This is a genomic window from Nosocomiicoccus massiliensis (genome assembly GCF_002871345.2).
GTDB lineage: Bacteria > Bacillota > Bacilli > Staphylococcales > Salinicoccaceae > Nosocomiicoccus > Nosocomiicoccus ampullae_A.
Map to the genome: position 1 here is coordinate 370,207 of NZ_CP136964.1, position 16,987 is coordinate 387,193.

21 protein-coding genes are annotated in these 16,987 nt (G+C 34.2%); 20 read left to right on the plus strand and 1 reads right to left on the minus strand.

Annotated elements, in window-relative coordinates:
• Positions 1–68 precede the first annotated feature (68 nt).
• Positions 69–320, minus strand: a complete 252-nt coding sequence (locus CJ229_RS01900; RefSeq protein ID WP_102167314.1) for a ferredoxin — start codon at positions 318–320, stop codon at positions 69–71.
• Between the two features lie 152 nt (positions 321–472).
• Between CJ229_RS01900 and CJ229_RS01905 the strand changes: the two genes are divergently transcribed.
• From CJ229_RS01905 to qcrB, 20 genes are all read left to right on the plus strand, one after another.
• On the plus strand, positions 473–1,429 hold the full coding sequence (locus tag CJ229_RS01905) for a LysM peptidoglycan-binding domain-containing protein (RefSeq protein WP_317846604.1): 957 nt from the start codon (positions 473–475) through the stop codon (positions 1,427–1,429).
• A 15-nt stretch (positions 1,430–1,444) separates the two neighbouring features.
• On the plus strand, positions 1,445–2,104 hold the full coding sequence (gene cmk / locus CJ229_RS01910; protein WP_070622711.1) for a (d)CMP kinase: 660 nt from the start codon (positions 1,445–1,447) through the stop codon (positions 2,102–2,104).
• Positions 2,094–2,690, plus strand: coding sequence for a lysophospholipid acyltransferase family protein (locus tag CJ229_RS01915; RefSeq protein ID WP_068128413.1), 597 nt, complete (start codon positions 2,094–2,096; stop codon positions 2,688–2,690). The genes cmk and CJ229_RS01915 overlap by 11 nt, the downstream gene beginning before the upstream one ends.
• A gap of 55 nt (positions 2,691–2,745) precedes the next feature.
• Entirely contained in the window at positions 2,746–3,927 is a 1,182-nt protein-coding gene (gene rpsA / locus CJ229_RS01920; RefSeq protein WP_102167312.1) for a 30S ribosomal protein S1, read from the plus strand.
• Between the two features lie 93 nt (positions 3,928–4,020).
• On the plus strand, positions 4,021–5,331 hold the full coding sequence (gene der, locus CJ229_RS01925) for a ribosome biogenesis GTPase Der (protein ID WP_102167311.1): 1,311 nt from the start codon (positions 4,021–4,023) through the stop codon (positions 5,329–5,331).
• A 16-nt stretch (positions 5,332–5,347) separates the two neighbouring features.
• A complete protein-coding gene (locus CJ229_RS01930) occupies positions 5,348–6,400 on the plus strand; it encodes an NAD(P)H-dependent glycerol-3-phosphate dehydrogenase (RefSeq protein WP_070456515.1) in 1,053 nt (350 codons plus the stop codon).
• 1 nt (position 6,401) lies between these two features.
• Positions 6,402–6,608: a DUF2768 domain-containing protein gene (locus CJ229_RS01935; protein WP_083286818.1), complete on the plus strand. Its 207-nt coding sequence runs from the start codon at positions 6,402–6,404 to the stop codon at positions 6,606–6,608.
• Entirely contained in the window at positions 6,601–7,341 is a 741-nt protein-coding gene (locus CJ229_RS01940) for a hypothetical protein (RefSeq protein ID WP_068128421.1), read from the plus strand. The genes CJ229_RS01935 and CJ229_RS01940 overlap by 8 nt, the downstream gene beginning before the upstream one ends.
• 105 nt (positions 7,342–7,446) lie before the next feature.
• On the plus strand, positions 7,447–7,719 hold the full coding sequence (locus CJ229_RS01945; protein ID WP_040928142.1) for an HU family DNA-binding protein: 273 nt from the start codon (positions 7,447–7,449) through the stop codon (positions 7,717–7,719).
• Between the two features lie 58 nt (positions 7,720–7,777).
• Positions 7,778–8,239, plus strand: coding sequence for a hypothetical protein (locus CJ229_RS01950; RefSeq protein WP_068128423.1), 462 nt, complete (start codon positions 7,778–7,780; stop codon positions 8,237–8,239).
• Positions 8,229–8,936: a demethylmenaquinone methyltransferase gene (locus CJ229_RS01955; RefSeq protein WP_068128425.1), complete on the plus strand. Its 708-nt coding sequence runs from the start codon at positions 8,229–8,231 to the stop codon at positions 8,934–8,936. Before CJ229_RS01950 ends, CJ229_RS01955 begins: the two co-directional genes overlap by 11 nt.
• Positions 8,920–9,876 (plus strand): polyprenyl synthetase family protein, encoded by a 957-nt coding sequence (locus CJ229_RS01960; protein WP_068128503.1) that lies wholly within the window; start codon positions 8,920–8,922, stop codon positions 9,874–9,876. The genes CJ229_RS01955 and CJ229_RS01960 overlap by 17 nt, the downstream gene beginning before the upstream one ends.
• A 63-nt stretch (positions 9,877–9,939) precedes the next feature.
• The gene (gene ndk, locus CJ229_RS01965) at positions 9,940–10,386 is read left to right on the plus strand and encodes a nucleoside-diphosphate kinase (RefSeq protein ID WP_068128426.1); all 447 of its coding nucleotides are present in this window, start codon (positions 9,940–9,942) and stop codon (positions 10,384–10,386) included.
• A gap of 62 nt (positions 10,387–10,448) precedes the next feature.
• A complete protein-coding gene (gene aroC, locus CJ229_RS01970; RefSeq protein ID WP_068128428.1) occupies positions 10,449–11,615 on the plus strand; it encodes a chorismate synthase in 1,167 nt (388 codons plus the stop codon).
• Complete coding sequence (locus CJ229_RS01975) at positions 11,615–12,658, plus strand: 3-dehydroquinate synthase (protein ID WP_070709950.1); 1,044 nt, start codon at positions 11,615–11,617, stop codon at positions 12,656–12,658. Before aroC ends, CJ229_RS01975 begins: the two co-directional genes overlap by 1 nt.
• Positions 12,655–13,950: a 3-phosphoshikimate 1-carboxyvinyltransferase gene (gene aroA, locus CJ229_RS01980; protein ID WP_102167310.1), complete on the plus strand. Its 1,296-nt coding sequence runs from the start codon at positions 12,655–12,657 to the stop codon at positions 13,948–13,950. The genes CJ229_RS01975 and aroA overlap by 4 nt, the downstream gene beginning before the upstream one ends.
• Positions 13,943–15,208: a tetratricopeptide repeat protein gene (locus CJ229_RS01985; RefSeq protein WP_102167309.1), complete on the plus strand. Its 1,266-nt coding sequence runs from the start codon at positions 13,943–13,945 to the stop codon at positions 15,206–15,208. The genes aroA and CJ229_RS01985 overlap by 8 nt, the downstream gene beginning before the upstream one ends.
• Before the next feature lie 26 nt (positions 15,209–15,234).
• The gene (locus CJ229_RS01990) at positions 15,235–15,663 is read left to right on the plus strand and encodes a DUF2487 family protein (RefSeq protein WP_068128434.1); all 429 of its coding nucleotides are present in this window, start codon (positions 15,235–15,237) and stop codon (positions 15,661–15,663) included.
• A 113-nt stretch (positions 15,664–15,776) separates the two neighbouring features.
• Positions 15,777–16,277: a Rieske (2Fe-2S) protein gene (locus CJ229_RS01995; protein ID WP_068128436.1), complete on the plus strand. Its 501-nt coding sequence runs from the start codon at positions 15,777–15,779 to the stop codon at positions 16,275–16,277.
• A gap of 19 nt (positions 16,278–16,296) precedes the next feature.
• Positions 16,297–16,971, plus strand: coding sequence for a menaquinol-cytochrome c reductase cytochrome b subunit (qcrB, locus tag CJ229_RS02000; RefSeq protein WP_040928134.1), 675 nt, complete (start codon positions 16,297–16,299; stop codon positions 16,969–16,971).
• The last annotated feature ends 16 nt before the right edge of the window (positions 16,972–16,987 follow it).

Genomic DNA, 16,987 nt, shown 5'->3' on the forward strand with positions numbered 1-16,987 from the left:
CTACCCTAAAGTTGGATTTTAGTGTCCAACTTTAGGGGTGCAGCTCATTAAAAACAGAGTACTCTTTTTTATTCAAACTTTAACGGATCTCCGTCGAACGGTTCATCGGCTACTTTTATGGAATCTGTCGGACACCCTAGATACGCCATCTCAAGGTCACCAAGGAGTTCTTCAGGAACAGGTGTTATACCTTCATTGTTATCGAGTATGGAGTACGAAATTCCGTCATCGTCATAATCGAAAATATCCGGCGCTGACGCTCCACATGCTCCACAAGCAATACAAGTGTCCTGGTCAGAAATAGTATATTTAATCGTCACATTGTCACCTCTTAATAACACTATATTAAGGTGTTTATTTCTTCTTTTCAACCAATTGCTTTTCAAAAATTCCTCGCTTTCGAATTCCCTTTAAAAGTATAGGAAAAAAGACTATAATAAAAGTAATAATGTATGTAGGGTAGGAATGTATTATGAAAGATGATTTTTATAAAGATATACAGCATAAACGTACTGATACAAATAAAGATGAACGAACAAGACGTCAATCTAGAAAAAATAAAGTAGACGAACAGTTCAGCCGTAGCGCGAAGTATAATCGTGAAGAAAATAAAACTGTAAAAAATGAAAATAAAAAAGAAAACAAACCTAAAAAAGATGACGATAAGTCTGTAATTGCTGCAATTTTAGCATCCTTCAAGAGTACTTCATCGAAATATGGTGATCAGTTTTCTAAAGAGATGCAGCAATCAAAATCAAAGTTAAAAGATTTTAAAAACAAACATTTAAACACTCAATCAATTAAAAACAATAAAAATAAAAAGTCTCTACTCGTTTTACTCGCACTTTTAATTCCGTTAACTCTCGTTTTAGGTGTAATGATTGTCTCTAACTTTTGGCCTTCAGGTGACGGTATAGATGAACAATCTGTTGCAAGCGATAAAAAAGAAGAGAACACGAGACAAATTGACAAAGAATTTGAAAGTAAAAAAGCTGAATTAGAAAAGCAGTTTGCAAAAAACAAAGATAGTAACTCTAATAAAAAGAGTAAAGATAATAAAGACGGTGAAGAAGTCGCTTCAAATAAAGATGGTAATCTGCCAGCGAAATACTCTGAAGAACAAATCGCAAGTCTTGAAAAGCTTGGTCAATCAGTCATCTCGTCTAAGAAAGAATCTGACGTAAAGAAGGCCGAACAAAAAGCAGCTGAAGAAAGAGAACGTGAACGCCTAGCTGAAGAGGCTAAAAAGAAAGAAGAAGAAGAGAAAAAAGTCGGAGCGACACACGTTGTTACTGCGCAAGATAACTTATACCGAATTGCACTTAAATATTACGGAGCTGGTACAGAAGAAAACATCCAGAAAATAAGAAGCGCGAACGGTATTTCAGGAAACAACTTAACAGTTGGTCAAGAACTCATTATTCCATAAGAAAAGGTGTCATGAATGTCAAAAATTAATATAACAATTGATGGTCCTGCTGCCGCTGGTAAAAGTACCATCGCAAAAATTGTTGCGAACCATTTAAATTATAAATATTTAGATACCGGTGCAATGTACCGAGCGGTTACTTTATATTCTCTGAATCTAAGTGAATCACTTACGGAATCAAATATTACAGACGCTAAAATAAATTTTAGTGAATCTGGAGATGTATTTTTAAACGATACGAACGTTACGAAAGATATTCGTAATAGTGAAGTAACAAATAAAGTAAGTTCTATTGCTTCGATTGATTTTGTACGTGATTATCTCGTTGATATGCAACGTGAAATAGCAGCAGATAAAGGTATTGTAATGGACGGTAGAGATATCGGTACTGTTGTAATTCCAGATGCTGAGTTAAAAATTTATTTAACAGCGAGTCCTGAAATTCGTGCAAAACGTCGACTTATTGAAGAAGAAGCTCGTGGAAATAATATTACATTAGATAATTTAATTAAAGAAATCATCGCACGTGATGAAAGTGATATGAACCGCGAACATTCACCTTTAAAAAAAGCAGACAGTGCAATAGAGATTAATACTGATAATATGACGATTGACGAAGTTGCATCGGCAATTTTAAATTATGCACGCGAAAGGATTAACGACAATGTTTTATAAAATTATGAAAGTATTTGTGACGTTATATTACCGAGTGCGTCATAAAATCACAGTCATCGGTGAAAACAACATTCCAAAAGAAGGTCCAGTTTTACTCGCTGCAAATCACAAATCATTACACGATCCACCAGCAATTGGTATTTCCGTAAAACGTGAGATGTCATTTTTTGCAAAATCTGAGCTGTTTAAAAATAAATTATTCGGAGCAGCAATCCGTAATTTAAATGCAATACCTGTCAATAGAGGTAAAGGAGATCGTGCGGCATTAAAAACGTCGATTGAGGCATTAAAAGAGGGACGTATGCTTTTAATGTTTCCTGAAGGGACACGTAACAAAGATAAAAAGGATGAGTTAAGACCTCTTCAAGAAGGTGCAAGCTTTATCGCAATGAGTGCAAAAGCGCCGATTGTGCCAGTTGCTGTACGTGGAAATTATGATGATAAAAATGGCGTAACGATTATATTCGGTCAACCAATATATACAGATGAGTTAAGGAAAGATGGATTAAAGAGAAAAGATATTACGAAAATTTTAGAAAATAATCTAAATAATTTGTTAAATGGACCTTTACACCTTGACAAATAGCTAGATTTATAGGAACTTAATAGTATTAAGCGTTTTAAAATTGGAGGATAACGGTATGACAAACGAAGAAAAATTTGAAGAAAACTTAGAAGTTGAAAACACAGAAACTGTTGAGTCTAAATACAACGAAGGCGACGTTGTAACTGGTAAAGTTTCTAAAGTTGAAGAAAAATTTGTAGAAGTTGAACTTGAAGACGGTACGACTGGAGTCGTTCCAATTAGTCAATTAACTTCAAAACGAATTGATACAACAGATGAGATTGTAAGTCTTGATGATGAGCTTACAGCTATAGTAATTAAAATCGAAGATGAGTCAACAGTAGTTGTTTCTGTACGTCAATATGAGACAGAAGAAGCATACAATGACTTAAAATCAAAAAAAGATAACGATGAAACAATTCAAGCAGAAGTAATTGAGGTTGTTCCTGCTGGATTAGTTGTTGACGTCGGTGCACGTGGTTTCATCCCGGCATCACTTATTTCAACACAATTCGTTGAAGACCTTACTCAATTTGATGGTCAAACTCTAGACGTTAAAGTTGAAGACGTTGATCCAGAAAATAACCGTATTATTTTAAACAGACGCGTTTTAGAAGAAGCAGCTGAAAAAGAAGAATTACTTAAAAACTTCGATTCACTTGAAGAAGGTGAGGTCGTTGAAGGTGAAGTTGTTCGTACAACAAACTTCGGTGCTTTCGTTAATGTTAATGGGGTAGATGGTCTCGTACACATCTCAGAAATTGACTACAACAGAGTAGATAGCGTTGATGATGCTGTTTCAATCGGTGACACGGTCAACGTTAAAATTCTTTCAGTAGACAAAGATAACGAAAGAGTATCACTTTCAATTAAACAAGCTGGAGACAGTCCGTTCGATAAATTCTTCAACGAGCATAAAGTCGGTGACGTCGTAAAAGGAACTGTTAAACGCCTAGTAGACTTCGGTGCTTTCGTAGAAGTGGCTGAAGGTGTAGAGGGGCTTGTACACGTATCAGAAATTTCATATGATCATGTTGAACACCCACAAGACGTATTAAAAGCAGAAGAAGAAGTCGATGTTAAAATTATCGGATTCAACGAAGAAGACGAAAAAACATCACTTTCAATTAAAGCAACAAAAGAAAAACCACAACGTTCAGTTCAACAAAAAGATAAAACAGTTTATAAAGACGAAGAAGACGATGCACCTACATTAAGAGATATTTTAGGTGATAAACTTAAAGATTTAGGTCTTTAATCTTACGTAAAAGAGCGAGGGAACTCGCTCTTTATTTTTTTATAGAATAAAATTAGAGTTATGATAAAATATAAGAGAAATGAGGGAAGTTGAATGATACCTACAGTAGCAGTCGTGGGACGACCGAACGTTGGAAAATCCACGTTATTTAACAGAATTATTGGAGAAAGAAAATCAATTGTAGAAGATACTCCAGGCGTTACAAGAGACCGAATATACGCTACAGGAGATTGGCTCGGTCATGAATTTAATATCATAGATACTGGTGGAATTGAACTCGATGACAACTTATTCCAAAATGAAATTTCAGTACAAGCAGAAATTGCAATTAATGAAGCTGATGTAATAGTAATGGTAGTAAATGGACGTGAAGGTGTTACAAATGATGATGTTCACGTTGCAAATATTTTACATCGTTCAAAAAAACCTGTCGTATTAATGGTCAATAAAATCGATTCTTACGAAATGCGTTCAGAAATATATCAGTTTTATGAATTAGGTCTAGGCGACCCTTATCCAGTATCTGGTTCTCATGGTTTAGGATTAGGTGATGTTCTAGATAAAGTCATTGAAAACTTTAGTACATTAAACTATGAAGTGGATGAAGATGACTCAATTAAAGTTTCTTTAATTGGACGACCGAACGTTGGTAAATCTAGTTTAGTCAACGCAATACTCGGTGAAGATCGTGTCATTGTTTCGAATATTGCTGGGACGACTCGAGATGCTATCGATACAAAACTTGAAAAAGACGGGTTTAACTATACATTTGTCGATACGGCGGGTATTCGTAAACGAGGAAAAGTGTACGAAAACACAGAAAAATATTCGGTATTACGAGCTAACGTTGCGATTGAACGAAGCGACGTAGTTTTACTCGTTTTAAACGGCGAAGAAGGTATTCGAGAACAAGATAAACGCATTGCAGGAATTGCACATGAAGCAGGAAGAGCAATTGTTATTGTCGTTAACAAATGGGACGCCGTTGAAAAAGATACACAAACGATGCGTAAATTCGAACTAAAGATTAGAGATCAATTTAGATTTTTAGATTATGCACCAATTGCATTCGTTTCAGCGAAAACTAAAAGTCGTGTGCATACGTTATTCCCACTTATTCATACAGTCGATAATGCACATAAGCAACGCGTTCAATCGAGTGCGTTAAACGAAGTGCTAGTAGATAGTGTTGCAATGAATCCTACACCGACAGATAAGACAGGAAAACGATTAAATATTTTCTACGGGACTCAAGTCAGCGTCGCACCACCGACGTTTGTAGTTTTTGTAAACGATCCAGAGCTCATGCATTTTAGTTATAAGCGATACTTAGAAAATCGTTTAAGAGAAGCTTTTGACTTTACAGGAACACCAATTCATATCATTGCACGTCGTCGAAATTAATATAGGAGAGAGTTTTATGAATATAACAATTATAGGGACAGGTAGTTTTGGTACAAGTCTTTCAATGATACTCGATTCTAACAATCATCATGTACTAATGTACGGCAGAAATAAAAGTACTGTTCAAGAAATCAACAAAGATCATACGAACAAAAACTATTTAAAAGATATTACGCTAAGTGAGACAATTAAAGCGACAGATGATCTTAAAGATGCTATTAAGCATGGTGATATATTAATACTCGCAGTTCCAGTAAAAGCAGTCCGAACTGTAAGTAAACAAATTAACGATTATTTAAATGAATTAGATAAACAAGTGTTAATATGTCACGTTGCTAAAGGATTAGAACTAGGTACTCATAAACGTGTGTCTGAAATTATCATTGAAGAAATTGACGAAAAAAATTATATAGACGTCGCAATTTTAAGTGGACCATCACACGCAGAGGAAATCGCATTAAAACAACCGACAACAGTAAGTACAGCCTCAATAAATAAAACAGGTCAAAAGCAAATTCAAGATGTATTTATAAATAAATACTTTAGAGTGTATGAAAACAATGACTTAATTGGCGTGGAAGTAGGCGGTGCGCTTAAAAATATTATCGCCCTTGGAATTGGTATTTTAGATGGTCTAGGATTTGGAGATAATACAAAATCTGCTGTTATTACGCGAGGTCTTCATGAGATCGCAAGACTCGGTACTAAAATGGGTGCGAATCCTTTAACTTTTATGGGATTAACAGGTGTCGGTGACTTAATTGTAACAGCGATGAGTGAACATTCTAGAAACTTCAGATGTGGGAAGATGCTCGCTAGTGGACAGTCACTCGACGATATTGTTGAAAATATGGGAATGGTCGTCGAAGGTGTTAACACGACAAAAGCAGCATACGAGCTTGCAAAAATTCACGACGTCGATATGCCGATTACGAATGTATTGTACGAATATTTATTTGAATCAATCTCTGAGACAGATGCTTTAATCTCTTTAATGATGAGAGAAAGAAAGTCTGAAACGGAAGGTTTATTAGAAATTATGAGAAATCATTTAGAAGCGGAGAAATAAAATGTTTGATATATCTAGAATGGATTTAATGTGGGTGTCGTTTTATTCGATGGGTGCGATGGCACTTGCGGCACTCTTAATATATATCGCACGTTATAAAATGCCATATCGTTTCGTAAGTATTATCATGTCAATTATTGCATGGTTACTTCTAATATTTGCATTTATAACAATGATACTCGTATTAGGAGGCAGTAACCATGCGTAACGCATTAAAACTATTCGTTTTATTATCAGTTTCACTCTTACTAAGTGCTTGTATGTATCCACAGAGTGAGCGTGATAAAAATGCACAGCCAAAAGAATCACAAATTAAAATGGTCGAGAACGCAGTCAAACAATTCCAAGAAGATAACGATGGATTATTACCATTTAAAACAACTGAAAATCATCTAGAAAATAGAGAGTATTTACAATACCAAGTAGACTTTAACAAATTAGTTCCGGACTATATTAGTGATATTCCACCGACAGCGTTTGAAAATGGTGGACATTATCAATATGTCATTATCGATGAAGATACAGATCCTAAAGTTAAAATTGCAGATTTAAGAATTACGAACACAATTCGCTCGTTAACGACTCGCTTAAACATACTTAGTGACCATGTTAAATTAGGTGATACGGTCGGTCCGAACGTTTATATGTTAGATTTAGATCATTATCATCTCGATCAAAATCCAACAGTTACGAGCCCATATACAGGTAATCCATTAAACGTATACTTTAACGGTGGAGAAGAATTTTTAGTTGATTATCGTGAAGATGTGCAACATATCATTGATGACCAAGAATTGTCGTTTAAACCTGGCGAAGACGTACGCCACGTTTTATATGAACAAACACCTGTCGTACCGATTTACAGTCCAGAATTAACCGTCGATGAAAACAATAATGTTATCTTTATGACGAGCAAAATAAAAAAAGAAGCAAATAAATAATAATATACTAAAGAATGCTGAAATATGTTGAAGTGACGGCATTCCTGTGGTAAAGTCAAAACATAATGATTAATCATTATATAGAATCTAGGAGGTCATTTAATTATGAACAAGACTGATTTAATTAACGCAGTAAGCGACAAAGCTGATCTTACTAAAAAAGATGCAGGTGCTGCTGTAGACGCAGTTTTCGAAGCAATCCAAGGATCACTAACTAAAGGTGAAAAAGTTCAATTAATCGGATTCGGTACTTTCGAAGTACGTGAGCGTGCTGCACGTAAAGGACGTAACCCACAAACTGGTGAAGAAATTGAAATTGCAGCATCTAAAGTACCAGCTTTCAAAGCAGGTAAAGCTCTAAAAGACGCAGTAAAATAAGAATTTTAATAGACCTAACTGATGTTAGGTCTATTCATTTATAAGGGTGATTTTTTTGTTGGCGTTAAGTGAAATTATGACTTATTTTGATGATGACATTCAAAACAAATATTCAAATTTTGTAAATGAACTAACTGATGATACATATTATTTATTTAAAGATAAAGAAATGATTGAAGCTGTTATAAAATTTAATATCGCATTACTTCTACTCGATGAAGAGCCTAACAAAGATACAGTCGAAACACATATTTTATACAATGATTTATTAATGACAGAGTTTTACAGTGCGATGGCAGATAAAGGTCATTACAAAATACTATCTGATATAGTAGTGCTAACAAAACAATCAATCTCAAAAAAATCAAAATGTTATGAAATGAATCAATTATCGTTTAAAAATAAAAAAGAGTTATTGTTTACGCCGATTGATTATTTAATTTCAAATGGATATATCAGTAACACTATAGATAAAACGATTGAAGCATTTTTAGATGATGGTGAAAATAATGAAAGATAATAAAATACAAAATATATTTAACACAATTTCAAAAGATTACGACCAAATGAATGACATTATAAGTTTTAAACAACATGATGTATGGCGTAAAAAGACGATGTCTGAAATTTTTCTTCACGATGATGATAATGTATTAGATCTATGTTGTGGAACTGGTGACTGGACAATTCAACTTGCTGAAAGTAATCCTAATGTAAATGTAATTGGATTAGACTTCAGTGAAAACATGCTAAAAGTTGCAGAGAGTAAAGTGAAACATCTTCAAAATGTAGAGTTACTTCAAGGTGATGCAATGGATTTACCGTTTGAAGATAATTCGTTTGATTTGATTACGATTGGTTTTGGTTTAAGAAATTTACCAGATTATAAACAAGCGCTTATTGAAGTGGCTAGAGTCCTAAAACCAGGCGGTCATTTCGTTATTCTAGAAACATCTAATCCGAATAACAAAGTCGTTGCGACATTATTTAACATATATTTCGGTAAAATCATGCCATTATTTGGAAAAATCTTTGCGAAAAGTGGCGAAGAGTACAAATGGCTCTATGAGTCAACGAGAGATTTTCTATCAAAAGAAGAGTTAAAAGATTTAATGGATTCAACTGGGTTTACAAATATAAAAATAGTCCCTCATAACATGGGTATGGCTGCAACCCATTTAGCATATAAACCGATTGATTATGACAAAACCGTTTAAATCTTTTATAAAGCCTGATTTAAAGAAAATAGAGGCGTATATTAAAAAGAATCTAGACCCAGGAACTTCTATAGTAAACGATGAAAGTTTTAATTTATACGTCACAGGCGGTAAAAAGCTTAGACCATCACTTGCACTTCTCGTTGGTAAATTAGGGGACAAAGATAAATATAATGATTTAATTAAAACTGCAGCGAGTTTAGAACTAATTCATATGGCAAGCTTAGTTCATGATGATATTATCGATGACTCAGAGACGAGAAGAAAACGTAAGACTACGTTTTATAAACATGGTTACTTTCAAGCAGTTAATACAGGTAACTTTTTAATTTCCAGTGCGATAGAAGCAGTGTCTCACATAGAACATCAAGAGTTTCACGACACATATGCTCTTGCGATGCGTCAAATTGTAGAGGGAGAGCTATTCCAATTCGATACTCAGTTTGACGATATGCAGACAATAGATAATTATTTAGATAAAATTTATAAAAAGACAGCGTTACTCATCGTATTAAGTATTAAACTTGGAGCATTTGCTACCAATGTTGATCGAAAAGTACTTAAATCTTTGATTGAATACGGATATAACGTTGGAATGAGTTTTCAAATTATAGATGACTATTTAGATTTTACAGCTAGTGAAAAAATCCTTGGTAAACCTAAATTTTCAGATTTAAAAAATGGTCATTATACATTACCTGTACTATTACTCAGAAATAAAGATAGCACATTTAGATCAATGTTAAAAAAGTATAGTAAGCATAGAGCAAACAGTGAAGAATTATCCAAATATATATTAGAATCTAATGCGATTCAAGAGTCAAAAGCAATAAGTAATAAATATTTAGATGACGCATTACAAAATGTGACGGATATTGAGTCACCAATTAAAGAATATTTAGTTGAAGTAGTAGAAAAACTGAGAGACAGATTAAATTAAAGTGACATTTATTACTCATAAATGATATGATATACAGAGACTAGTTAAAGGAGATTATGTCAAATGGAAAGAACATTTTTAATGATTAAACCAGACGGCGTTCAAAGAAACCTTATTGGACCAATCGTTGAGCGTTTAGAAAACAAAGGGTTTAAAATTGTAGGTGCAAAATTAATGCAAGTATCAGATGAGCTTGCTAAAACTCACTACGGTGAACACAGCGAAAAGCCATTCTTCGGTGAGTTAGTAGACTTCATTACTTCAGGACCAGTATTCGCAATGGTTTTAGAAGGTGAAAACATCATCAGTACTGCTCGCTTAGTTGTTGGTGCTACAAACCCTCAAGAAGCAGCTCCAGGAACAATCCGCGGAGACTTTGGTTTAACAGTTGGTAAAAATATTATTCACGGTTCAGACTCACCTGAAAGTGCTGAGCGTGAAATTAATCTTTTCTTTGATGAATCAGAGCTTATCGATTATAGCTTAATCAATAAAGATTGGATCTATTAATGATAACAAGGCTGAGTATAACTACTCAGCTTTTTATTTTATATAAATAAGAGGTGGATTCAATGAGATTTTTAACAGCAGGTGAATCTCATGGTAAAAAAGTGACGGCGATTGTTGAAGGATTTCCTTCAAATGTTCCGATCAATAAAGAACGTATGACTAAGGAATTATTCATGCGTCAAGGTGGATACGGTCGAGGTCGCCGTATGCAAATAGAGAAAGACACATTTGAATTTGGTAGTGGCGTAAGACATGGCTATACGTTAGGCAGTCCCGTTCAAATGGAAGTGAATAACGATGATTTCAAACAATGGGTAAACGTGATGCAGTCTGAACCGATTACAGATGAACAAATTAAAAAGATGAGAAGAGTGATTAAAGAACCAAGACCTGGTCATGCTGATTTAGTCGGTGGAATGAAATATAATCACAGAGACTTAAGAAACGTACTCGAACGTTCATCAGCAAGAGAAACGACAGCACGTGTACTCGTTGGAGCACTCTGTAAAGAGTTATTGCACGCTTTAAATATTGAAATGACAAGTCGTGTCGTTCAAATAGGTACAGTTATAGATGACGGCACATATACGTTTGATGAAATTAAAAATAATAAAGAATCATCTTCTGTTCGAATGGTTTCGGATGACAAAACTAAAGAAGCTGAATTGTTAATCGATCAAACAAAAGCAGCTGGAGATACGCTCGGGGGAGTTGTAGAAGTCATCGTTAAAAATCCGATTGTTGGACTTGGCTCACACGTACATTACGATACAAAACTCGATGGTAAAATAGCACAGTCTATCGTTAGCATTAACGCATTTAAGGGTGTAGAATTTGGAATGGGATTCAAGATGGCTGACTATCCAGGCAGTCAAGTCCATGATGAAATTCTATATAATCCTAACGATGGATTTACGAGACGGACAAACAATTTAGGTGGTTTTGAAGGTGGAATGACAACAGGCATGCCTGTTGTCGTACGCGGAGTAATGAAGCCAATACCAACACTTTATAAACCATTAATGAGTGTCAATATCGACACGAAAGAACCATTTAAGGCGACGATTGAACGTAGTGATCCAACTGCTGTTCCGGCAGCGAGTATCGTCGCAGAACATATGGTTGCAATCGAGATTACAAAAGCGATATTGGATAAGTTTGGTAGCGATGATTTCTCAGATATTCAAGAAAATATAAAAAAATATAATCAGCGTTTAGAGGAATACTAATGGACATTAAAACGGCTTATAATGATGACAATTATACGATTCATGTCGGTCATAATATTTATGACACACTTATTCATGATTACACAAAAGACTATAAAGACGTCTATTATATTATCGATGAATATGTATATGAATTATATGAAACTAAATTTTCACAGCTTAATCATGTAATAAAAGCACCGAGAGGTGAAGCTTTTAAGCATATTAATCCCGTTATGAATACAATTGATTCACTATTAGATTTAAATATAAAAAGAAATAGTTTAATCGTCGTTATCGGTGGTGGCGCGACAGGGGATGCGGGTGCGTTATTATCAAGTATTATACTTCGTGGTGTCGATTATATACACGTTCCAACTACACTTCTTAGTCACGACTCATCTGTCGGTGGTAAAACCGCAATTAACCGTCCACATGGAAAAAATTTAGTCGGCACATTTTATCGTCCAAAAGCAGTTATTTTTGATTTAAACTTTTTAAAGACGTTAGATGACGAAGAAATACTCAGTGGATTCGGAGAAGTCATTAAACATGCAATGTTAAATGATCAAATTACTGTAGAAAATTTAATGCATCAAAATAGACGTTGTATAAACATAGAACAACTAGAGCCATTTATTATTACTGGTATTAAAACAAAACTTAGATATGTCACAGAAGATGAAACTGAATCTAACGTCCGTAAAGCATTAAATTTAGGACATACATTAGGTCATGCATTAGAATATGAATATCAATTAAAGCACGGACATGCGGTAGTCTTAGGTTTATTATTTATGCTTTATGTTTCAAATGAGCGACTAAATAAATCATTCAATTTACAAAAATATGTCGAATATTTTAAATCAGTTGGTTATGACGTGTCTTATTTAAACGAACTCAATATTCCGAGTTTAATTGAACGGATGTCACACGATAAAAAGAATAATGAAACTGAAAAAATTCAATTCGTTTTACTTGAAGCATTCGGTACACCAAAGTTTGATAATATATGTATCGATGAATTAACACATTATTTAAAAGAATTTCAGGAGATTATATGATCGATAAATATAAAAAGAGATTTCGAGGCACGATAGAAGTACCTGGAGATAAATCAATTACGCACCGTGCAGTTATGTTAGGGAGTTTAAGTAAAGGTACGACGACAATATATCGTCCGTTAATTAGTGATGATATTTTAATGACAATCGATTCTATGAAACAGCTCGGTGTATCAATTGAATTAATAGATGAGAAAATCGTTATAAAAAGTAATGGTGTGGAGTCACTAAGAGAACCTAGCACCATACTATATACCGGAAACAGCGGTACAACAACAAGACTTTTAACAGGGGTTATTGCGGGTTTAAACTTCAATGCAACTATTAATGGTGACGAAACGATACAAAAACGTCCAATGCAGCGTATAAAGACACCACTTGAGCTAATGGGCGCGTCTATAGAACTTACACGTGAAAATTTTCCTCCAATTAATATTAAAAGAAAATCTCTAAACGGTATTACGTATCATATGCCAATCGCAAGTGCTCAAGTAAAAAGTGCAATTATATTTGCAGCGTTAGGAGCAAAAGGTCCAACGAGGATCATTGAAAAAGATATTTCTAGAGATCATACTGAACGTATGTTAGAAGATTTTGGGGCGAATATTCATACTGATGGTAATACGATTACCGTACACCCTGGCTATAATTTATTAGGAAAAGAGGTTGCCGTTCCTGGTGATATTTCAAGTGCTGCATTTTTAATGGTTCTTGCAGCAATTATTCCTGGAAGTGATATAACTATAGAAAACGTATCTCTAAATAAAACTAGAGATGGCATTATTACTGTTTTTAAAATGATTGGTGCAGATATTAAAGTTTTAGAAAGAAATAACGCCGGTGAACCGTATGGAGATATCCGCGTAAAATATAAGGAAAATCTAAAACCGTTTATTATAGACGGGCCATTAATTCCAAAGCTAATCGATGAAATTCCAATTCTTACAGTCCTAGGACTCTTTACGAATGGTAAAAGTATAATACGGGATGCACACGAATTACGAGTTAAAGAAACTGATCGCATATTAGCGGTCACACGTGAACTAGAAAAATTCGGTGCAGATTTTAATATTTATGATGATGGATTTGAAATATTAGAGAACCAAAACTTACAAAAAGCAAATGAACAATTAAAAAGTTATAGCGATCACCGAATCATTATGATGCTAATCATTATGACAATAAAAATGAATCAACGACTCAATATCGATGATACATCACACTTAAATGTATCGTACCCGAATATATTAAAAGATATTGAATCTCTAGAAAAAGAGGTGGACTATGAATAATACAATTACGAAGGCAATTGATGAGTTAAAAACAGGAACGTATAATCAAGCGACGATTGAAGCGGTTATTAATCATCTAACTTATTATACAGAAGAAGATGAAGAACTCCTTTTTGTATTAGGAGATTTATTAGATTCAATTGGGGAAAAAAATTATGCATTAACAATTTTTAAACATCTATATGAGTCTAGTGAACACGACGACAATATACTTTCATATCTCATTGACATTTATATAACAAATGGTGACATTGATAATGCGTTACTTCTTTTAAACGAGGCAAAAGAAACACCGACTGTACTATTTTTAAAAGCAGAAGTATTTCAACAAATGCATTTAAACGATGTCGCATTAAAGCATTTAATGAAAGCTCGTTCTTTAAGTAATGACGCAATTATAGATTTTGCAATTGCTGAATTATATTATTATGAAGGTAATTTAACAGAAGCAATTTATTATTATAAAAACACGTTAAAGACAGTTGACCGTATCAACAATATTAACATTAATTTAAGACTTGCTAACATTTATAGTAATTTAATGGAGTCAGAAATGGCATTAAGTTATTTCAATGAAGTAGAGGACCATGAACTAGAAAATGATGACTATTTCTTAAAAGGTCTCGTTCACTTCCAGCTAGAACAATATAATGAAGCTGAGAAAATGTTAGATAACGTTATAAAAAATGAACCGTACTATACGAACGCATATATTTTACTTATGAAGATTAAAGAAAAAGAGTACGATTTTGAAGGTGCGACTGAGCTATTAAAAGATTACGTCGTCATCGATGATCTAAATCCGTTAATGTTTTACCATCTCGGTCGTTTAAGCTTAAAGCTCGGTTCTTTAGAAGATGCTAAAGGTTATTTTAAGCGTGCAACTGAATTAGATATTGAGTATGAAGATGCACTATTAAAATTATTCCAAAGTATATTAGAGTCCGATACGACTGATGAAATTAACGATTATATAAAACATTTAGATATTAAAGAATTATCACCTGAAGCACTTCATTTACTTGGAACGATTGAAGCGCGAAATGAAAATGATGAAAATGCAATGCAATATTTTGAAGAAGCTGCTAAGTTTTTAAAAGATAACGTTGAATTTTTATCAGATTATTATTCTTATTTAAGCGAAATTAGAGATGAACGACGAGTAGATATCTTACAACAGTTGATTGCACTGGAACCATCAAATCCAGAATGGCAGTTAGAGTTAGAACGTATACAAGATGATATCGATCATTTTTAGAATATAATTATTAAAGAGGGATTTTAATGCTATATAATTATCAAGACTTATCTCTTATACAAGATGAAATTGAATTTGTAGACACTGCGATTATACCTGTCATAGATATTGATATTACAAATAGAAGACAAGAGAACGCAAATAACATTGAACTCATGCAACACGTAATTTATTTGCTAGAGAAACAACTAAAAGGTCGATTACTTATCACACCCTTATTTTCTGTAATTAACAACGACGTGTCACACGTCTCAGATTATGGTGCTCAATTAAAGGAATTTGGCTTTAAACACGTCGTTGTATTAACTGTGAATCCACGTGATATCAACGACTTAGAACTCATTAAGCTAAATAGCATTCCTTTAGAAACAATGGAGCCTGATGTGATGCAATCTCTAGTAAAAGATGAGATGACAAATGTATTAAAACAAATTATTCAATTTTGGAATCAATAAAAGTTTGTCTAAAATATGAAAAGACTTATTGACCGTGCTTATTTAATAGGATAAACTTAATATGTCTTAGTTATTAATATAGAAAAGTTTGTAAGTTTGAGGGGGGAAATGGAATGTCAAATAAAGTTACTCGACGCCAATTTCTAAACTATTCATTAATGGGTGTCGGTTCTTTTATGGCAGCCGGAATGATTCTACCAATGGGTAGATTCGCTTTAGATCCATTATTCCAGACAGATGCTGAAGGTGACGAAATCGTTACGAGCGTTAAAGTAAGTGAAATAACAGAAGAACCTCAAAAGGTTGATTTCACATTTACTCAACAAGATGCTTGGTACGAAAGTGAAGTTACAAACTTCGCATGGGTCTACAAAGATGGTAATAAGCTCATCGGTTTATCACCAGTGTGTAAACACTTAGGTTGTACAGTAACGTGGGCTGGAGACGATGGTAACCCAGATATGTTCTTCTGTCCTTGTCATAACGGACTGTACACTAAAGATGGTAACAACGTACCAGGAACACCTCCACGTGGACCATTAGATGAGTTCGAGGTTGGAGAAAAAGATGGGTACATCACAATTGGTAAGAAAAAAGAGAACACGCTTGTTTGAGTAAAATAGGAGGGATTTTATGCTAAATCGTATCTACGATTGGATTGATGATAGAATTGATATCACTCCGATATGGAGAGACGTCGCTGATCACGAAGTGCCTGAGCACGTTAACCCTGCCTATCACTTCTCAGCATTCGTCTACTGTTTTGGTGGATTAACTTTCTTCATTACAGTAATTCAGGTTCTATCCGGTATGTTTTTAACAATGTATTACGTACCAGACATCGTTAACGCTTGGAATTCTGTATATTACTTACAGAACGATGTTGCGGCTGGTATGATCGTTCGCGGTATGCACCACTGGGGTGCAAGTTTAGTAGTTGTAATGATGTTCTTACATACGCTAAGAGTATTCTTTACAGGTGCTTATAAATCTCCACGTGAGTTAAACTGGGTTGTAGGTGTTCTACTCTTCATGGTTATGCTTGGATTAGCATTCACAGGATACTTACTACCATGGGATATGAAAGCATTATTCGCAACTAACGTTGGTTTAGATATTGCTGAATCAGTTCCATTTATCGGTGAATGGATTAAAACATTACTCGCAGGAGATGCTGAAATTGTAGGAGCACAAACATTAACAAGATTCTTTGCGATTCACGTATTCTTCCTACCTGCGGCATTATTTGTATTAATGGGGATACACTTTATCCTAATACGTAGACAAGGAATTTCAGGTCCACTATAGGACCTAATTTAAGGGG

Coding starts and splice junctions, on each gene's coding strand:
- CJ229_RS01905 (WP_317846604.1), top strand. CDS start 473: ATGAAAGATGATTTTTATAAAGATATACAGCATAAACGTACTGATACA.
- cmk (WP_070622711.1), top strand. CDS start 1,445: ATGTCAAAAATTAATATAACAATTGATGGTCCTGCTGCCGCTGGTAAA.
- CJ229_RS01915 (WP_068128413.1), top strand. CDS start 2,094: ATGTTTTATAAAATTATGAAAGTATTTGTGACGTTATATTACCGAGTG.
- rpsA (WP_102167312.1), top strand. CDS start 2,746: ATGACAAACGAAGAAAAATTTGAAGAAAACTTAGAAGTTGAAAACACA.
- der (WP_102167311.1), top strand. CDS start 4,021: ATGATACCTACAGTAGCAGTCGTGGGACGACCGAACGTTGGAAAATCC.
- CJ229_RS01930 (WP_070456515.1), top strand. CDS start 5,348: ATGAATATAACAATTATAGGGACAGGTAGTTTTGGTACAAGTCTTTCA.
- CJ229_RS01935 (WP_083286818.1), top strand. CDS start 6,402: ATGTTTGATATATCTAGAATGGATTTAATGTGGGTGTCGTTTTATTCG.
- CJ229_RS01940 (WP_068128421.1), top strand. CDS start 6,601: ATGCGTAACGCATTAAAACTATTCGTTTTATTATCAGTTTCACTCTTA.
- CJ229_RS01945 (WP_040928142.1), top strand. CDS start 7,447: ATGAACAAGACTGATTTAATTAACGCAGTAAGCGACAAAGCTGATCTT.
- CJ229_RS01955 (WP_068128425.1), top strand. CDS start 8,229: ATGAAAGATAATAAAATACAAAATATATTTAACACAATTTCAAAAGAT.
- CJ229_RS01960 (WP_068128503.1), top strand. CDS start 8,920: ATGACAAAACCGTTTAAATCTTTTATAAAGCCTGATTTAAAGAAAATA.
- ndk (WP_068128426.1), top strand. CDS start 9,940: ATGGAAAGAACATTTTTAATGATTAAACCAGACGGCGTTCAAAGAAAC.
- aroC (WP_068128428.1), top strand. CDS start 10,449: ATGAGATTTTTAACAGCAGGTGAATCTCATGGTAAAAAAGTGACGGCG.
- CJ229_RS01975 (WP_070709950.1), top strand. CDS start 11,615: ATGGACATTAAAACGGCTTATAATGATGACAATTATACGATTCATGTC.
- aroA (WP_102167310.1), top strand. CDS start 12,655: ATGATCGATAAATATAAAAAGAGATTTCGAGGCACGATAGAAGTACCT.
- CJ229_RS01985 (WP_102167309.1), top strand. CDS start 13,943: ATGAATAATACAATTACGAAGGCAATTGATGAGTTAAAAACAGGAACG.
- CJ229_RS01990 (WP_068128434.1), top strand. CDS start 15,235: ATGCTATATAATTATCAAGACTTATCTCTTATACAAGATGAAATTGAA.
- CJ229_RS01995 (WP_068128436.1), top strand. CDS start 15,777: ATGTCAAATAAAGTTACTCGACGCCAATTTCTAAACTATTCATTAATG.
- qcrB (WP_040928134.1), top strand. CDS start 16,297: ATGCTAAATCGTATCTACGATTGGATTGATGATAGAATTGATATCACT.